Origin of the sequence: Microbacterium sp. RURRCA19A, from assembly GCF_900156455.1 — a bacterium.
Lineage (GTDB): Bacteria > Actinomycetota > Actinomycetes > Actinomycetales > Microbacteriaceae > Microbacterium.
On the sequence record NZ_FTNQ01000001.1, the window covers coordinates 1145115 to 1161912 of the forward strand.

Below are 16798 nucleotides of genomic sequence, written 5' to 3' on the forward strand. Positions count from 1 at the left end.
TGCGCCCGCCCTCAGCCGAGGCTGGGGGGCAGCTGCTCGGCCAGGGACGGGGCGAGCGTCCGCGCGTACGTCCCGGACAGATGGTTGTCGTCACGGTAGACGGCCACGTTGCCGATCACCCCGGGGCAGAACCCGTCGGGGCAGATCCACGGGGTGAGGTCGATGAAACGCACCCCCGGTCCCGACAGACGCCGGGACGGGTCGACCGCTGCGAGCGAACTGGATTGCGGAACCGCGCACTCCAGGGCTTCGTCGGCCGCCACCACGCAGCCGAACATGTCGAAGGAGAACCGCGGGTTGTCGCGCACGGCCCAGACCTCGATCCCGGCTTGCGTCATCCGCTCGACGAAACGCTCCACCCCCGGGCGGAGGGCCTCATCGTCCTCACCCGGGTCGGACCGTGTCACGACGGTCATCACCGCGGCCGGCGCCAGGCGCTCCGCGTGCGCGACGGCGGCGTCGCGCCACTCCGGGCAGGTCGGATCCATGCCGGCCTCATCCCACCCCATCGAGCATCCGCCCTTGATGAGGAACACGACGCCCCACCCGTTCTGCGCCGCGATCGGCAGCAGCGCACCGGTCATCTGCTGCGCGTGCGAGTCGCCGATGACGACGATCGTCCGGTCGGCTCGCGAAGTGCCCCGAGTCTCCGAGCACGTCCCGTGCAGGATCTCTACGTCGACCGCGCGCGCCCCCGAACACTCCTGATCGAGGTGGACCCACTCGTCCTCGAGCTGCGTGGGCAGAGGAAGCATCACCGCGTCCGACGGGGGCTCCGGCAACGAGGGGTCGTTCAGCACCGCGGCACCGGGGTTGTCCTGCAGCGCCCTCGCCTCGAGCTCGCGATCCTGGATGGCGCTGGACACCTGCCATCCCGCCAGCGGCGTGACCACGAGCGCCGTCGCCACGACGAGGACGGCCACCGGCACGAGCGGCGAACTGTCGGTGCGGCGCCACGCACGGACGGGGGCGTCCACGAGCACCGTGAGCCCGCGGGCGAGCACGAGCGAGACCGCGATCACCAGCGCCCCGCCGACCAGGCCCGCGTCGGTGCGGCCCGTCACCACGAACAGGGTGATCAACAGCGGCCAATGCACGAGATACAGCGCGTACGCGTCGCGCCCGAGCGCGCCGAGGGGGCGGGATGCCAGGATCCGGGCCGGGCCCACCTGCCGCTCCCCCGATCCCGAGACGACCACGGCGGCCGCGCAGAGGACCGGCCACAGGGCGAGGAATCCGGGGAAGCCGCCGCGGACGTCCACGGCCAGCCCGAGCACGAGGAGCCCGACGACGCCGGTCCACCCCACGAGGGCCCGCGCCCACTCGCGCAGACGGACGTGCGGAAGCGCGACGACCAGCAGTGAGCCCGCGGCGAACTCCCACAGCCGTGCGCCGGTGTCGAAGTAGGCCGCCTGCTGGTCTGCGGCGGTGATGATGACGGAGTACGTGAACGACAGCACGAACACGATGCCGAAGGCCGCTGTCACGACGCGGTCGGGCGAGAGCCCCGCACGGCGCACGAGGACCTGGCACAGGGCCAGGATCGCGACCCACAGCACGAAGGCCTGCCCCTGGACCGACAGCGACCAGAAGTGCTGGAGCGGGCTCGCGACCTCGGTGCGGGCGTAGTAGTCCACGGCGTCCAGCGCGAGCAACCGGTTCTGCACGTACAGCAGGGACGCCCACGTCTGTTCCCACACGGACACCCAGGTGGTCGGCGGGTACAGCGTCCGCACCAGGGCGAGAACCCCGACGAGTGTCACCGCGGCGGCCGGCAGCAGGCGACGGAAGACGCCCAGAAGATGCCGCACCGGACGGACCGGGGCGGGGCCGTCCATGCGGCGGACGAATCCGCGCGTCAGGAAGAACGCGGACAGCATCAGGAAGACGTCGACCCCGCCGGACACCCGCCCGAACCACACGTGGTACGTGACCACCAAGAGGACGGCGACGGCCCTGAGCCCGTCGATGTCGGACCGGTACTCCCATCGCCCCCGCGCGCGCTCGTCGGCGCTGACCGGGGGTGCGGGAGAGGCGGATCCGACGAGACTCACGCCAGCTGGTTGTTCCACATGGACAGGGCCGAGCCGATCGCCATGTGCATGTCGAGGTACTGATACGTGCCGAGGCGCCCGCCGAAGAACACGTCGCGCTCCCCCTTGGCCAGCTCACGGTAGGTCAGCAGCCCCGCGCGGTCGTCCGGGGTGTTCACCGGGTAGTACGGCTCGTCGGCGCGCGTGGCGAACCGCGAGTACTCGCGCACGACGACCGTCTTGTCGGTCGGGTACCGGTCGGCCCGCTCGGGGTGGAAGTGCTTGAACTCGTGGATGCGCGTGTACGGGACGTCGGCGTCGGCGTAGTTCATGACGCTCGTCCCCTGGAAGTCGCCGATGGGCAGCACTTCCTGCTCGAAGTCGAGCGTGCGCCACCCCAGCTCGCCCTCGGCGTAGTCGAAGTACCGGTCGACGGGACCGGTGTAGACGACCGGCACCTGGCCGACCGTGGCCTTCTTGTTGAACGGCTGCGTCTCGTCGAAGTAGTCGGTCGACAGCTTCACCTCGATGTTCGGGTGGTCCGCCATGCGCTCCAGCCACGCGGTGTACCCGTCGACGGGGAGCCCCTCCCAGGTGTCGTTGAAGTAGCGGTTGTCGTAGGTGTAGCGCACCGGCAGCCGGGAGATGATCTCCGCGGGGAGGTTGCGCGGATCCGTCTGCCACTGCTTGGCCGTGTAGTCGCGGATGAACGCTTCGTACAGGGGGCGGCCGATCAGACCGATCGCGCGCTCCTCGAGGTTCGCCGCATCCTTCGCGTCGAACTCGCCCGCCAGCTCCTGCACGAGCTCCCGCGCCTGATCGGGCGTGTAGGCCGCCTGGAAGAACTGGTTGATGGTGCCGAGGTTGATCGGCAGGGGGAACACGACGTTCTTGTGGGTCGTGTAGACACGGTGCACGTACGACGTGAAGTCGGTGAAGCGATTGACGTACTCCCACACCGAGGGGTTCGAGGTGTGGAACAGGTGCGCGCCGTAGCGGTGCACCTCGATGCCGGTCTCGGCCTCGGCTTCGGAGTAGGCGTTGCCGCCGATGTGGTGGCGACGGTCGATGACCGTCACCTTCCGACCCGAGGCGGCCGCGCGCTCGGCGATCGTGAGACCGAAGAAGCCCGAGCCGACGATGAGAAGATCCATGGAAGCAGAAGACTTTCGTGTCGACGAACGCGCGGGTCTCGCCCACGCCCGACCAGTCTATGCGGGCCCTCCTCCGCGCCCCTCAGGGGGAGATCAGGCGCCGTCGGTTAGCATGACTGACTGTCGTCGAGCGAGAAATGGGAGTGCATGAGCGATTCCTGGTCGGTGATCGTGATGCCTCTGATCGTCTCTGTCCTGGGGCTGACCGTGCCCGGAATCGCCGTCATGGCCGCCGGATGGGGCGTGCGGCGGCTGCGACTGCTGGCGCTCGCGCCGGTCGTGTCGATCGCGATCCTCGGCATCTCCGCCACCCTCGCGCCGCTCCTCGGTCTGGGGTGGTCGCCCCTGCCGATCCTCCTGGTCACCCTGCTCGCCGCCGGCGCCGCGTTCGGGCTCCGCCGGTGGGTCGGACCCGAGCCCGGGGACCGGACCCCGCGCGCCCCGTTCGCCTGGGGGCTGCTCGCCCTCGCCGCCGCGGCCGTCGCGATCGCCCTGCAGATGATCTCGGTGTTCGGCGCCCCCGGCAACATCTCGCAGACCTTCGACGCGATCGTGCACCTCAACACAGTCGCGTATGCGGTCGCGCAGCACGACGCATCGGCCTTCCACATCGGTGCGACCTCCGACATCGGGTTCTACCCCAACGGCTGGCACACCGTCGCCGCCCTCGCGGCCGAGATGACGGGGGTGTCCGTCCCCGTCGCGGTCAACGCCGCCACCATCGCGCTGGGGGCCGTGGCCTGGCCCGTCTCCGTCGTCGCACTGTCGGCCGCGCTGCTCGGCGAGCGCACGGCCGTGCTCGTGAGCTCCGCCGCCCTGTCGACCGGCTTCGGGGCGTTCCCCCTGCTCCTGCTCTACTTCGGCGTGCTCTACCCGAACGCCATGGGCTACGCGGTCCTGCCCGGGGGGATCGCGGCCGTCGTGCATCTCCTCCGCGTCCGTGGGGTCGCCGCGCGTGTGGGTGCGGGGGTGCTGGTGCTGGCTGCGGCCGCGGGAGTCGGTCTCTCCCATCCCAATGCCTTCCTCGCGATGGTCGCCCTGTCGGCCGCCATCGTCGTCGTCGAGCTGATCGGCGAGGTCTGGGCCCACCCGACCCGACGGGGCTGGATCCGCGTCGCCGCGATCCTCGCCGCTCTCGCCCTGGTCATGCTGTTCCTCTGGCGCTTCTCGCGCACCGGGTACGACATGTCGCGCTGGGGCCCGTGGCAGAGCACCGCCCAGGCGGTGGGCGAGGCGGTCCTGCTGTCGCCGCGCTCGTACCCAATCACGATCACGATCTCCCTTCTCATGATCGTCGGCCTCATCACCGTCGTCCGCCGCCCGCGCCGGAACCTGGTGGTGCTCGCGCCGTGGGTCGTGGCATCCGTCATGTTCGTCCTGGTCTCGGGCACCGGCGTCGGCAATCCGATCCGCGAGCTCGTCACCAACCCCTGGTACAACGACTCCTTCCGCCTGGCGGCGCTCCTCCCCGTCGCCGGGATCCCGCTCGTCGTGCTCGGAGCGCTCACCGTGGTCGACCTCGCCGCGGCAGCCCTGACCTCGCTGCGCGCCCCCGGTGCGGTGCGCGGACTCGTCGCCGCGGTGGGCGTCGTCATCGTGTTCTCCGTCGCCGTCAGCCCCAACGTGCTGCGCACCGCGAACGACGCCCGTGACTCGTTCGCGCTGACACCGACGTCCGCCCTGCTGACCTCCGACGAGGAGGCGCTGCTCGAGCGCCTTCCCGAGACCACGCCCGCGGATGCCGTGATCGCCGGCAGCGCGTGGACCGGCGCGTCTCTGGCCTACGCGATCGGCGACCGCGAAGTGCTCCGCAAGCACGTCTTCGGGAACATCGGTGCCGACGAGCAGTACCTCGACAACCGCCTGAAGGACATCGACTCGGACCCGAAGGTCTGCCAGGTCGTGGATCGACTCGGCGTCGACTACGTGCTCGACTTCGGCGCGCAGAACGTGTGGAACAACCCGGGCGTCGGTTTCGACCGCCAAGGGCTCTACGGGCTGACGCCGTCCGCGCATCTCGTCCTCGTGGATTCGCAGGGACCCGACGCGCGCCTGTTCCGCATCGAGGGGTGCTGATCGTGGCATCCCCGGCGACCGTCGCGGTCGCGTACGACTGCCTGTTCCCCTACTCCACGGGGGGCGGCGAACGGCAGTATCGCGCGTTCGCCGACGAGATGGGCGCGCGAGGGCTCGACGTCGAGTACCTCACGGCCGTCCAGTGGGACGGCGACGTACCGTCGGAACGGAAATTCCGCATCGTTCCGGTCAGCCGACGCCTGTCGCTCTACGGCGCCGACGGTGTCCGCCGCATCCCCGCGGCCCTCGCGTACGCCGCCGGACTGTTCCGGTCGCTGGGGCGCAGTCGCGGTCGCTACGACGCCGTCATCGTGAGCGGTCTGCCGATCTTCAACGTGTACGCCGCGCGCCTCGCACTCCTCGGGACGCGCACGCGCGTCGTGGTGGACTACCTCGAGGTCTGGCACCGACGTCAGTGGGTGGAGTACTCCGGCCTCGTCACCGGCACGATCGCGTGGCTCCTCCAGCGGGGCGCGATCGCGATCACGCCCCTGGCGACCTGTCATTCGCAGCTGAGCGCGACGCGCCTGCGCCGAGAGGGCCTCCGCCGCGCTCCGCTCGTGAGCCCCGGGCTCATCGACGGCGCCGTGGATGCCGCGCCGACGGCACCGGCATCCCAGCCGCCGTACGTCCTCTACGCCGGGCGCCACATCCCCGACAAGCGCGTCGAGTCGCTGCCCGCCGCGGTCGCCGAGGCCCGCACGACGATCCCCGATCTGCGGTTGACGGTCCTGGGCACCGGACCGACCTCGGCTCGGATCCGCGCGGAGGTCGACCGGGTCCACGGCTCGGGATGGACCGACTTCCCGGGCTTCGTCGACGACGCCGAGCTCGACGCCCTCATGCACGGCGCGCTGGCGTTGATCAACCCGTCCCGCCGCGAGGGATACGGACTCGTCGTCGTCGAGGCCAACGCCCACGGCACGCCCGTCGTGCTCGTCGCCGACGAGGGCAACGCCGCCACCGAGCTGATCGACGAGGGCGTCAACGGCGTCGTCGCCCCCAGCACCTCCCCCACCGACCTCGCCCGGGCGATCCGGGCCGTCGCCGACGGCGGTGACGACCTGCGCCGCTCCGCGCGCGCCTGGTACGACACCGCCGTGGGCACCCGCACCATCCGACGCACCGTGGAGGGGATCCTGTCGGCGCTGCAGCTGTCGACCGCCCCCGCCCCGCGGATCACGAAAGAAGACACGCCGTGACCTCTCCCGCCCCCAACGACGCCGTCGAACTGACGATCCTCATGCCCTGCCTCAACGAGGCGGAGACGCTCGAGGTCTGCATCCGCAAGGCACAGGGCTTCCTCCAGCGCAGCGGCATCCGCGGTGAGGTCCTCATCTCCGACAACGGCAGCACCGACGGGTCTCAGGCGATCGCCGAGCGTCTCGGCGCCCGCGTCTCGCACGCCCCCCGCCGCGGGTACGGCGCCGCACTGATCAACGGCATCGAGCAGGCGCACGGGACGTACGTCATCATGGCGGATGCCGATGACAGCTACGACTTCGAGAACCTCGAGCCGTTCGTCGAGCGGCTGCGCGCCGGTGCGGACCTCGTGATGGGGAACCGCTTCCGCGGAGGGATCGCCCCGGGCGCGATGCCGCCGCTGCACAAGTACCTGGGCAACCCGGTGCTGTCGTTCATCGGCGAGCTCTTCTTCCGCCCGGGCATCCGGGACTTCCACTGCGGTCTGCGCGGGTTCAACCGCGCACGCATCCGCGAGCTCGACCTGCAGACCACGGGTATGGAGTTCGCCTCCGAGATGGTGGTGCGCGCCTCGCTCGCCCGCTACCGCATCGAAGAGGTGCCGACCACGCTGAAGAAGGACGGTCGGTCGCGTCCGCCGCACCTGCGCAGCTGGCACGACGGGTGGCGGCACCTGCGCTTCCTGCTGCTGTTCGCGCCGCGTTGGCTGTTCGTCTACCCGGGGCTGGTCGCGTTCTTCCTCGGTGCGATCGCGGTGGGCGTGCTCGCCTTCGGCGGCATCAACATCGGCGGGGTGGGTTTCGACGTGACCACGATGGTCTACGCCAGCGCCCTCTGCGTCATCGGGTTCCAATCGCTGCTCTTCTTCTGGTTGACGAAGCTGTACGCGACCCAGGAGGGGTTCCTCCCCACGAGCGCGAGATACCGGCGCATCGTGGCGAACTGGTCCGCCGAGCGCGGCCTGCTGATCGGCGTCGGGCTGTTCGTGCTCGGCGTGATCATCGGGATCGTGCAGGTCGTGCTGTGGGGCAACCTCGACTTCGGTCAGCAGAACGCGGCGCAGGCCGTGCGCATCGCGGTGCCCAGTGCGCTGCTGATCATCCTGGGCTTCCAGACCGTGATGATGAGCTTCTTCTCGGGCGTGCTGACCACGCCCCGGCGCGAGCAGCGCCCCGAAGCCGTCATCGAGAGCTGATGCCCGCCCGTCGAATCCTCGTCGACCTGCTCGGCTTCACGGGGTCGCGCGGGGGGACCGAGACCTACGTCCGGGAACTCCTCCCCCGCATCGACGCCCTGCTGCCCGACGTGCGCTTCGCCGCCCTGACGGGCCGTGCGGGCACCGAACGGGTCGGCGCGTTCTTCCCGGGTCGCGTGCAGACCCTCGGCGCCGTGGGCACCGATCCGGCCACGTGGGCGCTCGGCGCGGTCGCGGCGACCGATGCGATCGCGCGTCGGCACCGGGCCGACCTCGTGTGGGCACCGGCCAACTTCGGTCCCGTCCTGCGCGGCGTGCCGCGCGTGGTCACGGTGCACGACGCGATCTACGACGAGGTGCCCGGCAGCCTCGCCCAGCGGGTGCAGCGGGGCGTGACGTCGTGGCTCATGCGCCGCTCGGCCCGCACGGCCGACCGGGTGCTGACGGTCTCTCACGCCGCTGCCGAGAGCATCGGCCGCCACCTCGGGGTCCCGTCGGGTCGGATCGCCGTGGTGCACAACGGCAGCACCGACCCCCGGCCCGTCGCCGATCCGGCGAGAGAGGTGGCATCCCTCGCGATCCCCGCCGGCCGGCCCGTCGTGCTCAGTGTCGGCAACCGCATGCCGCACAAGAACTTCCCCGGACTCCTCGCCGCCGTCGCCGCGTTGCCGAGGGAGCAGCGCCCGGTGACCGTGATCGCGGGAAGTCGGCTGCCCGATCCGCTGGAGGCCGATGTGGCCCGGCTCGGTCTCGAGGCCGACGTCGTCCTGCCCGGCTGGGTGAGCGACGCGCAGTTGGAAGCGCTCTTCCAGATCGCCGACCTGTACGTGTGCCCGTCGCTCGTCGAGGGATTCGGTCTCCCCGTCGTCGATGCGCTGCGGCGCGGCATCCCGGTGCTGGCGCACGACGTCCCGGTCCTGCGCGAGGTCGGCGGAGTCGCCGCGCGGTACGCCGACGCGACGGATGCCACCGCCTTCGGCGCCGCGATCGGCGCCGCGTTGGTGTCGCCGCCGGACGCCGACGCGCGCGAGGCCGCACGGGCCTGGGCGTCGCGGTTCACCTGGGACGGTGCCGCGGCGGCGACCGCCGCCGAGCTGGAGCGCGTGCTGTCGGCGGGACGACGGCGATGAGCGCAGCCCCGTCGCTGCGGCGGCGCCTGCTGGGCTTCATGCTGCTGCCCGCGATCGCGGCGTTCTCTCCGATCGTCGCCCTCCCGGTCGTCGTGCGCATCGCCGGCGATGCCGGTTGGGCCAGCGCGATCGCGGGCGAATCGATCGGCACGTTCGCCGCGATCGCGATCGGATGGGGCTGGGCGACCATCGGCCCGGCACTGATCTCCATCGCCGCCGACGACGACGAACGGGCTCGCCTGTACCGGGAGTCGATCGTCGTGCGCCTGCTGATCGCGGTGGTGGCCCTCCCCGCCCTCGGCGTCGTCTGCTGGTTCATCGCCTCGCCGGGATCGGAGTGGCTCACCATCCTCATGGGCGCGCAGGGAGCGCTCATCGCGCTGTCCTTCACCTGGTTCAGCGCCGGGGTGGGAGACCCGCGCACGATCGTGATCTTCGACGCCGTGCCCCGCCTGGTCGCGAACATCGCCGCGGCGGGACTGGTGCTGGTCACGGGCGTGGTCGTGCTCTACCCGCTCGCCGGTATCGCGGTGACCCTCATCGGCACCGGGATCTTCACGATCCGGTTGCTGCGACGGCATCCGGGGCCCTGGCCCGGGCGACGCGACCTGCCGCGACTGCTGCGCAGCACCCTGCCGGTCGCGCTCAACGACGCCGGCCTCAGCGGCTATTCCAGCGTCCCGGCCCCCGTGGTCAACGTCACCTCACCCGCGTCGGCGGCCGCCGGGTACGCCACCGCCGACAAGATGCTCAAGCTCGGTCAGTTCATCCCGATGACGCTCGCGAACGCGCTGCAGAGCTGGATCGGCGAGGCTCACGGAGCCCACCGCGGGCGCCGCATGGGCATCGCCCTGCTGCTGGCCGCGGGCACGGGGCTCCTCGGCTGGGCGGGGCTCGCCCTCGTGGGTCCCTGGCTCACGAGCGCCTACCTGGGCGCCGCCGCCGGAGCGCCCTTCGACATCCTGCTCGTGATGGGTCTGGTGTTCTTCTTCTTCTCGGTCCGCACCGCCGTCGCCCGTCTGATCCTCTTCCCCGCCGGACAGGCCGGTCCCGTGATGCGCGCGACCCTGATCGCCACGGTCCTGGGCATCCCGCTGATGATCGGTCTCGGAATCGCCTGGGGCCCGGTCGGCGCGGCTCTCGGGTACGCCTTCACCGAAGGCGCCGCGACCCTGCTGCTCGCTCGCCGCTGCCTCCGCGTCCTGCGGGAGCTGCGTCACGCCCCCTCGGAGGCTCCGTCATGACATCCTCTCCCCCGTCCGCCTCGTCGAACGGACCCTCCGCGTCGAACCGGAAGGACGCCCCCGTGACCGTCGCCATCAACGGGCGGTACCTGCTCGCCTCCTTCGGGGGCGTCCGCCGGTGCGCCATCGAGATCAGCCAGCACCTGTCGCAGCTGCGCTCCGACATCGTGCTGCTGGTCCCGCCGTCCGCGGTCGACCAGGTGCCCGAGGGGGTTCCGTTCCGTGCGATCGGGCGCACCGGCGGCCCGCTCTGGGAACAGATCGAGCTGCCGCTGTGGCTGCGTCGAAACGGCTCGCCCCTCCTGCTGAACCCGGCGAACATCGCCCCGATGGTCTATCGGCCGCAGATCTCCGTGCAGCACGACATCGCGCCGTCGCTGCGCCCGCAGGACTTCACCTTCCTCTTCCGCGTCCAGTGGCACCTGTCGGTGCGCTGGGGGATGCTGCGCCGCGGCCAGACCCTGGTGACCAGCAGTGACGCGTCGCGGCGGGAGATCGCGGAACGCTTCGGCGTGGCCCCGGAGACGATCGACGTCGTCCACCTCGGAGCCGACACCCTGCCGGTGCCCGAGGCGAGGCCCGCGCCCGCCGATCCCGCCGTCATCGTCGCCTTCGGCCGCCACGGCGCCGGCAAGAACGCCCGAGCCACGATCAACGCGCTGGCCCTGCTCCCCGAGGACGCACCGATCCAGGTGGAGTTCCTCGGCGATCTCGATCCCGCGCTGGAACCCTACGCCGCGGAGAAGGGCATCGCGCCCGGTCGCATCCGATGGCGCGGGCGGGTGAGCGACGACGAGCTCGCGGACGCGTTCGCCCGCGCGTCGGCGTTCGTATGGCCGTCTCTGCACGAGGGCTTCGGACTCCCCCCGCTGGAGGCCCAGCGCCTGGGCACGCCGATCCTCGCCTCCGACATCCCGATCAACCGCGAGATCCTCCGCGACTCCGCGCGCTACTTCCCGGCCACGGATGCCGCGGCCCTCGCCGCCCTGATCACGGAGGTCGCGGCAGACCCCGATGCGCGCGCCGACCTCTCGCAGCGCGGTGTCGCCAACGCCCGCGACTTCACCTGGCGTCGGACCGCGGAACGATGGAACGACCTCATCGAGGATCGGCTGCGGCGCGGCCGAGGCCTCTGATTCCGCGACGGACCGCTCGGCGGGGCACAATCGAGGGGTGAACATCGGCTTCGTCGTGACGACCCTGGGGCGCCTCGATCCCCTCCGCGCCCTCCTGACCTCCCTCGAGGGCCAGCTCCGCGACGGCGATCACGTCGTGCTGGTCGCGCAGGGCGCCCAGGACGACGTCGCGGCACTGGCCGCGGAGTTCGCGGCGCGCGGCGTCGCCGTCACCGCGACGACCTCGGGGCGGGGCGCGTCGCTCGGACGCAACACCGGTGTCGCGGCGCTGCCGCCCGGTGAGGCCGTCGTGACGTTCCCCAACGACAACACCACCTACCCCGCCGGCACGGTCGACGCCCTCCACGCCGCGATCGACGACTCCGCGTTCCTCGCGGGGGGATTCACCTCCTGGGACGAGCGCGGGCCCAAGACGACCCTGCCGACGCCGGGCACCCCGCTCGACAAGTACAACGTGTGGGCCGTGATCGAGATGGGCATCCTGATGCGCCGCTCGCTGTTCGACGCCGTCGACGGGTTCGACGAAGACCTGGGCCCGGGATCCGCGACACCCTGGCAGGTCGCCGAAGGCACCGACCTGCTCCTGCGCGCGATGGCGCACGAGCCGCGGCTGCGGACGGAGTTCCGCTGGCTCCCCGCGGAGGTCCACGTCGACGGCATCTCCACCGGGTTCGGACTGTCGGATGCCGAGCGCCGCCGCAAGCTCCGCGCCTACGGTCGTGGCACGGGTCGGGCCTTCGCGGTGCACGGTTACCCGTTGTGGTGGCGCGCCGCGTTCACCGGTGCGGGGCTGCTCTACGGGCTGCGCAACCCGAAGCCGATCACGGTTGCCGACGGCTGGCCGATGTTCCTCGGCCGGCTCGAGGGCGGCCTGGGGCGCACGCTCGGGCAGGCCCGCATGGTGTCGACGACCCGCTGACCGGGTCCGCCGACGCGCCGCTGGTAGGCTACGGAAGTGTCTTCGAGAGTTCTGATCACCGGCGGCGCCGGCTTCATCGGGTCCCACCTGTCCGAGCGGTTGCTGGGCGAGGGCCACGAGGTCATCTGCGTCGACAACTTCTTCACGGGGTCGCGCCGCAATGTCGAGCACCTCTTCGGGAATCCGCGCTTCGAGCTCATGCGTCACGACGTGACGTTCCCTCTGTACGTCGAGGTCGACCAGATCTTCAACCTCGCCTGCCCGGCCTCCCCGGTGCACTACCAGCACGATCCGGTGCAGACCACGAAGACCAGCGTGATGGGCGCCATCAACATGCTCGGCCTGGCCAAGCGTCTGCGCGTCCCGATCCTCCAGGCGTCCACCTCCGAGGTGTACGGCGACCCCGCGGTGCACCCGCAGACCGAGGACTACTGGGGCAACGTCAACCCCATCGGTACGCGGTCCTGCTACGACGAGGGCAAGCGCGCCGCCGAGACGCTGTTCTTCGACTACCGGCGCCAGCACGACCTCTCGATCAAGGTCATCCGTATCTTCAACACGTACGGGCCGCGCATGCACCCGAATGACGGTCGCGTCGTGTCCAACTTCATCGTCCAGGCTCTCCGCGGCGAGCCGATCACCATCTACGGCGACGGCTCCCAGACCCGTTCCTTCTGCTTCGTCGACGATCTCGTCGACGGCATGGTGCGTCTGATGAACACCGGCCACGAGGTCACCGGCCCCATCAATGTGGGCAACCCCGGCGAGTTCACGATGCTCGAGCTGGCCAACGCCGTGCTCGAGATCACCGGCAGCACCTCGACCATCGAGCACCGCCCGCTCCCCCAGGACGACCCGAAGCAGCGTCAGCCCAACATCGACCTCGCCCGCCGCGAGCTCGGGTGGGAGCCGACGGTGGCTCTGCGTCCGGGACTCGAGCGCACCATCGACTACTTCCGCGGAGTGCTCGCCGACGCCTGAGACGGCGCGTGACACCGCGCGAACAGCCGGAGATCTCATGCTTAACACCGTGCGCTCCCTGTGGCGATCGGCGCGCGCACAGCCCGTGTTCCGCGCGGTGACCGCGCGGATCGACAGGGCGTGGTGGGCCCGGGCGATCGCCCGCGCCGACATCGTCGACCTCGACTACGTGCACGCGCAGGTGGGCCGCCCCCTCAGCACCGAGGCGGCGATCCGGCGATACGTGTCCGGCGGGTACCGGGACGGTTTCCGACTGAACCCCCTCTTCGTCGACACCGCCGTGGGCGACCATCTCCCCGAGGCGTGGCGCGTTCCCGCCCTCTATGCCTATGTCGTCGCGGATCCGCGGGGCCTGCAGGTGAGCCCGCTGTGGGATGCCACCGCGTACGGCGAGCGGCACCCGGAGGCCTGGACGACCCCGGGCGGGCCCGTCGCGCACGCGTGGCATCGGCGCGAGACGGACTCGCTCCCGTACGGCCCCGACGCGCTGCCCTCGCCGGCGTCGTGGAGTCGGCTGTCGGAGGTCATCATCGAGGCCGCCCGGCGTGCCAGAGTCGGAGGGGAGATCGCCGCTCCGCAGGGGACCGTCGCACTCGAGCGGGAGCTGCTCATCGCGCTCGGTCCTGACGAGTGGGACTTCGACGAGTCGATCGCCGAGGCAATCGCCTTCGCCTCCGTCCCGGGTCAGGGCTCCGCGATCGCCGTCCTGGACGACCGAGCCGAGGATTGGACGCTCGCGCAGATCGCGTCTGCATCGAGCAGCCGTATCCGGGCGAGCCGCCGCCGTCACGACGATGCGACCGCGGCCCTCGACGAGCTCCGTCAGACCTCGGTCGCCGACATCGTGATCGTGCGCGGCCCGAACCAGACGCTGACGGCAACGGATGCCGGCAACCTCGCGGATCGAGTGTCGGAGTACGGGCCAGGAGCGTTCGTCGCGCCGGTCTGGCTCGACGGCGACGGCACGATCGCCGCGGTCGGTGCGACCGGACAGGGGCGCTTCCTGGCCGGACACCCCGTCGAGGACCTCACACCGCTCGTCGATGGCGAAAGCGCCTCGCTCGACGTCCCCGCCCTCGCCGGATCCACCTTCGCCGCCCACCGCAACGGCATCGGTGCCGAGTTGCGCGGACCCGACGCCGCGGCGGCCGTGTCCGTAGGCGGCACCGCGCGTGTGGCCCTCGACCTGTTCTCCCGAACGAGGTCCGCGGCGGCCGCGGCCGAGTTGCCCACGATCGTCGAGAATGCCGATGCCCTGCTCCGACGAGCAGGATGGGAACGCGCTCCGTCGGGGCGCTCGTTCCACATCCACCGCCCCGCACGGCAGGCTGTCCTCGAGGACGGCACATCCGTGCCGGTCCTGCGTTGGGCGCTGCGCACGGCGGCACCCGTCGGACCCCGGGCCGAAGGGTGGGGCGACACGCATTTCGCCCGCGCACTCGCCGCGGCCCTCCGGCGCCACGGTCAGGAAGTCGTGATCGACGCCTACTCCGCCCGGCACCGCCCCACACGCCATCTGGACGACGTCACGGTCGCTCTCCGCGGTCCCGAACCGCTGGAGGCATCCCCCTCCGGGGTCTCACTGCTGTGGATCATCAGCCACCCCGACCAGATCGGAACGGATGACGTGGCGGGATTCGACGCGATCTTCGCCGCGTCCGCGCCCTGGGCCCGACAGGCTGGAGCAGAGCTCGGGGTCCCCATCCTTCCGCTGCTGCAGTGCACGGATGCCACGCGGTTCCGGCCTTCCGGGGCCACCCGAAGCGACGACATCCTCTTCGTCGGCACCGCCCGCGGCATCCTGCGCCCATCCGTCGTCGAACCCATCCGCGCCGGGATCCCCGTCACGGTGATCGGGCCGGACTGGCGCGGGTGGATCCCCGCAGAACGCATCGCGGCGACCGGTGTCGACAACGACGCGCTCCCCGATCTCTACGAGCAGGCTGGTGTCGTCCTCAACGACCACTGGCCCGCGATGAGGGAGCGAGGGTTCATCGGCAACCGCCTCTTCGACGTCGTCGCCGCCGGCGGGCGCGCCATCAGCGACCGGGTCGAAGGCATCGACGTGCTGTTCGAGGGCGCCGTGCGGACCTATGACTCGATTCCCGAGCTGATCGACATGCTCTCCGGCGATCTCGATGAGATCTTCCCGACACGCGACGCCCTCACCGGGATCTCCGAGCGCGTCCGCACGGAGCATTCCTTCGACGCGCGCGCGCGGACGTTGCTGGACGCGGCGCTGAAAGCCCGCGGAGAGCGGTCGGATGACAGGGACCGATCGACGGGACTGGCATCATAGAACCCATGCCTTCCGAGCCCTCCGTGTCGCGTCCACGCGGCCTCAGGCTCCTCTGGTCGTCCAGCCTCGTGCGCTATCTCGTGATGGGGGGCCTGAGCTTCGCGTTCGACTTCGGCCTGCTGTGGGCTCTCCATGATCTCGTGGGCGTGCCGCTGCCGATCGCCACGCCGACGGCTTTCCTCGCGAGTTTCGTCGTGACCTATACGCTCCAACGGTTGTTCGCATTCCGCGCGAGCGACGCAGTCGCGCCGAGCGTCGTCCGGTACACGCTGCTGGTCATCGCCAACACGCTCCTGACCACAGGCATCGTGGCACTGAGCGACGGCGCCGGATGGTCCTGGATGGTCGGCAAGGTCATCGCTGTCGCGATCACGACCGTCGGCAACTATTACGCATACCGCTACTGGGTCTTCGCCCGTCCGAAAGGTGCTCCCTCGCATGTATAAAGGCGCGTCCATTGCGGCTGTCGTCCCGGCGTACAAGGAAGAGAAGATGATCGCGCGGGTCATCGAGACCATGCCCGCTTTCGTCGACCACATCGTCATCGTCGACGACTGCAGCCCCGACGACACCAGCGCCGTGGTGCGCGCCGTCAGAGACCCTCGAGTGACGCTGATTCGTCACGAGGTCAACCAGGGCGTGGGCGGGGCCATCATCACGGGACACCGGACGGCTCTCGAACTGGGCAGCGACGTGAACGTCATCATGGCCGGCGACGCCCAAATGGACCCCGAGTACCTCCCGGCCCTGCTGGACCGTGTCGTCGAGGACGGTTACGGGTTCGCCAAGGCGAACCGCTTCTACTCCCCTGAGTCCTTCACCGGGATGCCGGGCTACCGTGTCTTCGGCAACATCGCGCTGTCGTTCATCACAAAGCTGTCCTCCGGATACTGGAATCTCTTCGACCCGCAGAACGGCTACACCGCGATCCGATCGGAGGCTCTTCGCCGAGTGCCGCTCGAGCGCGTCGCCAAGCGTTACAGCTTCGAGAACGACCTGCTGATCCACCTGAACATCCTGCAGATCTCCGCCGTCGACGTTCCGATCCCCGCGGTCTACGGCGACGAGGTGTCCAGCATCCGCCTGAGCAAGGTCGTGCCCGAGCTCACCCACCGCCTCACCGTCGGGTTCTGGCATCGCATCTGGTACCGCTACGTCCTGTGGTCGTTCTCGCCGATCGCGCTGCTGCTGTTCCTCGGCCTGGCCTTCCTCGGCTTCGGCGCGATCGTGACCATCTGGTTGTTCTTCCAGATCCTGGGCTCCGCGATCGCCACCGCAGCGACGGTGATGCTCGCGGCGCTGCCATTGATGCTGGGGACGCAACTCCTCATCAGCGCGCTGCAACTCGATATCCAGTCGACTCCGTCGAAGCCGGAGTTCGCACCCTTCCACGAGTCCTGAGCACGCCGGGACATCGTCGCGGCGAGC

The 16798-nt window shown here is 70.5% G+C and carries 13 protein-coding genes; 11 read left to right on the plus strand and 2 right to left on the minus strand.

Annotation, left to right across the window (positions count from 1 at the left end):
- Positions 1-11: 11 nt before the first annotated feature.
- Together BW982_RS05550 and glf are read right to left on the minus strand one after the other, a co-directional pair.
- Positions 12-2054 (minus strand): acyltransferase family protein, encoded by a 2043-nt coding sequence (locus BW982_RS05550; protein ID WP_076491023.1) that lies wholly within the window; start codon positions 2052-2054, stop codon positions 12-14.
- Positions 2051-3187 (minus strand): UDP-galactopyranose mutase, encoded by a 1137-nt coding sequence (glf, locus tag BW982_RS05555; protein WP_076491024.1) that lies wholly within the window; start codon positions 3185-3187, stop codon positions 2051-2053. The genes BW982_RS05550 and glf overlap by 4 nt, the downstream gene beginning before the upstream one ends.
- Positions 3188-3334: 147 nt before the next feature.
- Here glf and BW982_RS05560 point away from each other — a divergent pair, with 147 nt between their 5' ends.
- The 11 genes from BW982_RS05560 to BW982_RS05610 are packed head-to-tail and all read left to right on the plus strand — an operon-like array spanning position 3335 to position 16771.
- Positions 3335-5263, plus strand: coding sequence for a DUF6541 family protein (locus BW982_RS05560; RefSeq protein WP_076491025.1), 1929 nt, complete (start codon positions 3335-3337; stop codon positions 5261-5263).
- A gap of 2 nt (positions 5264-5265) precedes the next feature.
- A complete protein-coding gene (locus BW982_RS05565) occupies positions 5266-6465 on the plus strand; it encodes a glycosyltransferase family 4 protein (RefSeq protein ID WP_139327317.1) in 1200 nt (399 codons plus the stop codon).
- Positions 6462-7661: a glycosyltransferase family 2 protein gene (locus BW982_RS05570; protein WP_254845521.1), complete on the plus strand. Its 1200-nt coding sequence runs from the start codon at positions 6462-6464 to the stop codon at positions 7659-7661. The genes BW982_RS05565 and BW982_RS05570 overlap by 4 nt, the downstream gene beginning before the upstream one ends.
- Positions 7661-8791 (plus strand): glycosyltransferase family 4 protein, encoded by a 1131-nt coding sequence (locus BW982_RS05575; protein WP_076491027.1) that lies wholly within the window; start codon positions 7661-7663, stop codon positions 8789-8791. Before BW982_RS05570 ends, BW982_RS05575 begins: the two co-directional genes overlap by 1 nt.
- Entirely contained in the window at positions 8788-10035 is a 1248-nt protein-coding gene (locus BW982_RS18130) for a lipopolysaccharide biosynthesis protein (protein ID WP_076491028.1), read from the plus strand. Before BW982_RS05575 ends, BW982_RS18130 begins: the two co-directional genes overlap by 4 nt.
- Positions 10032-11171, plus strand: a complete 1140-nt coding sequence (locus BW982_RS18135; protein ID WP_076491029.1) for a glycosyltransferase family 4 protein — start codon at positions 10032-10034, stop codon at positions 11169-11171. Before BW982_RS18130 ends, BW982_RS18135 begins: the two co-directional genes overlap by 4 nt.
- Positions 11172-11208: 37 nt before the next feature.
- Positions 11209-12090 (plus strand): glycosyltransferase family 2 protein, encoded by an 882-nt coding sequence (locus BW982_RS05590; protein WP_076491030.1) that lies wholly within the window; start codon positions 11209-11211, stop codon positions 12088-12090.
- A 36-nt stretch (positions 12091-12126) separates the two neighbouring features.
- On the plus strand, positions 12127-13071 hold the full coding sequence (locus BW982_RS05595; protein ID WP_076491031.1) for a UDP-glucuronic acid decarboxylase family protein: 945 nt from the start codon (positions 12127-12129) through the stop codon (positions 13069-13071).
- Between the two features lie 37 nt (positions 13072-13108).
- Complete coding sequence (locus tag BW982_RS05600) at positions 13109-15370, plus strand: glycosyltransferase family protein (RefSeq protein WP_076491032.1); 2262 nt, start codon at positions 13109-13111, stop codon at positions 15368-15370.
- Positions 15371-15375: 5 nt separating this feature from the next.
- Positions 15376-15816: a GtrA family protein gene (locus BW982_RS05605; RefSeq protein WP_083696521.1), complete on the plus strand. Its 441-nt coding sequence runs from the start codon at positions 15376-15378 to the stop codon at positions 15814-15816.
- Positions 15809-16771: a glycosyltransferase family 2 protein gene (locus BW982_RS05610; protein WP_076491033.1), complete on the plus strand. Its 963-nt coding sequence runs from the start codon at positions 15809-15811 to the stop codon at positions 16769-16771. Before BW982_RS05605 ends, BW982_RS05610 begins: the two co-directional genes overlap by 8 nt.
- Positions 16772-16798: the final 27 nt, after the last annotated feature.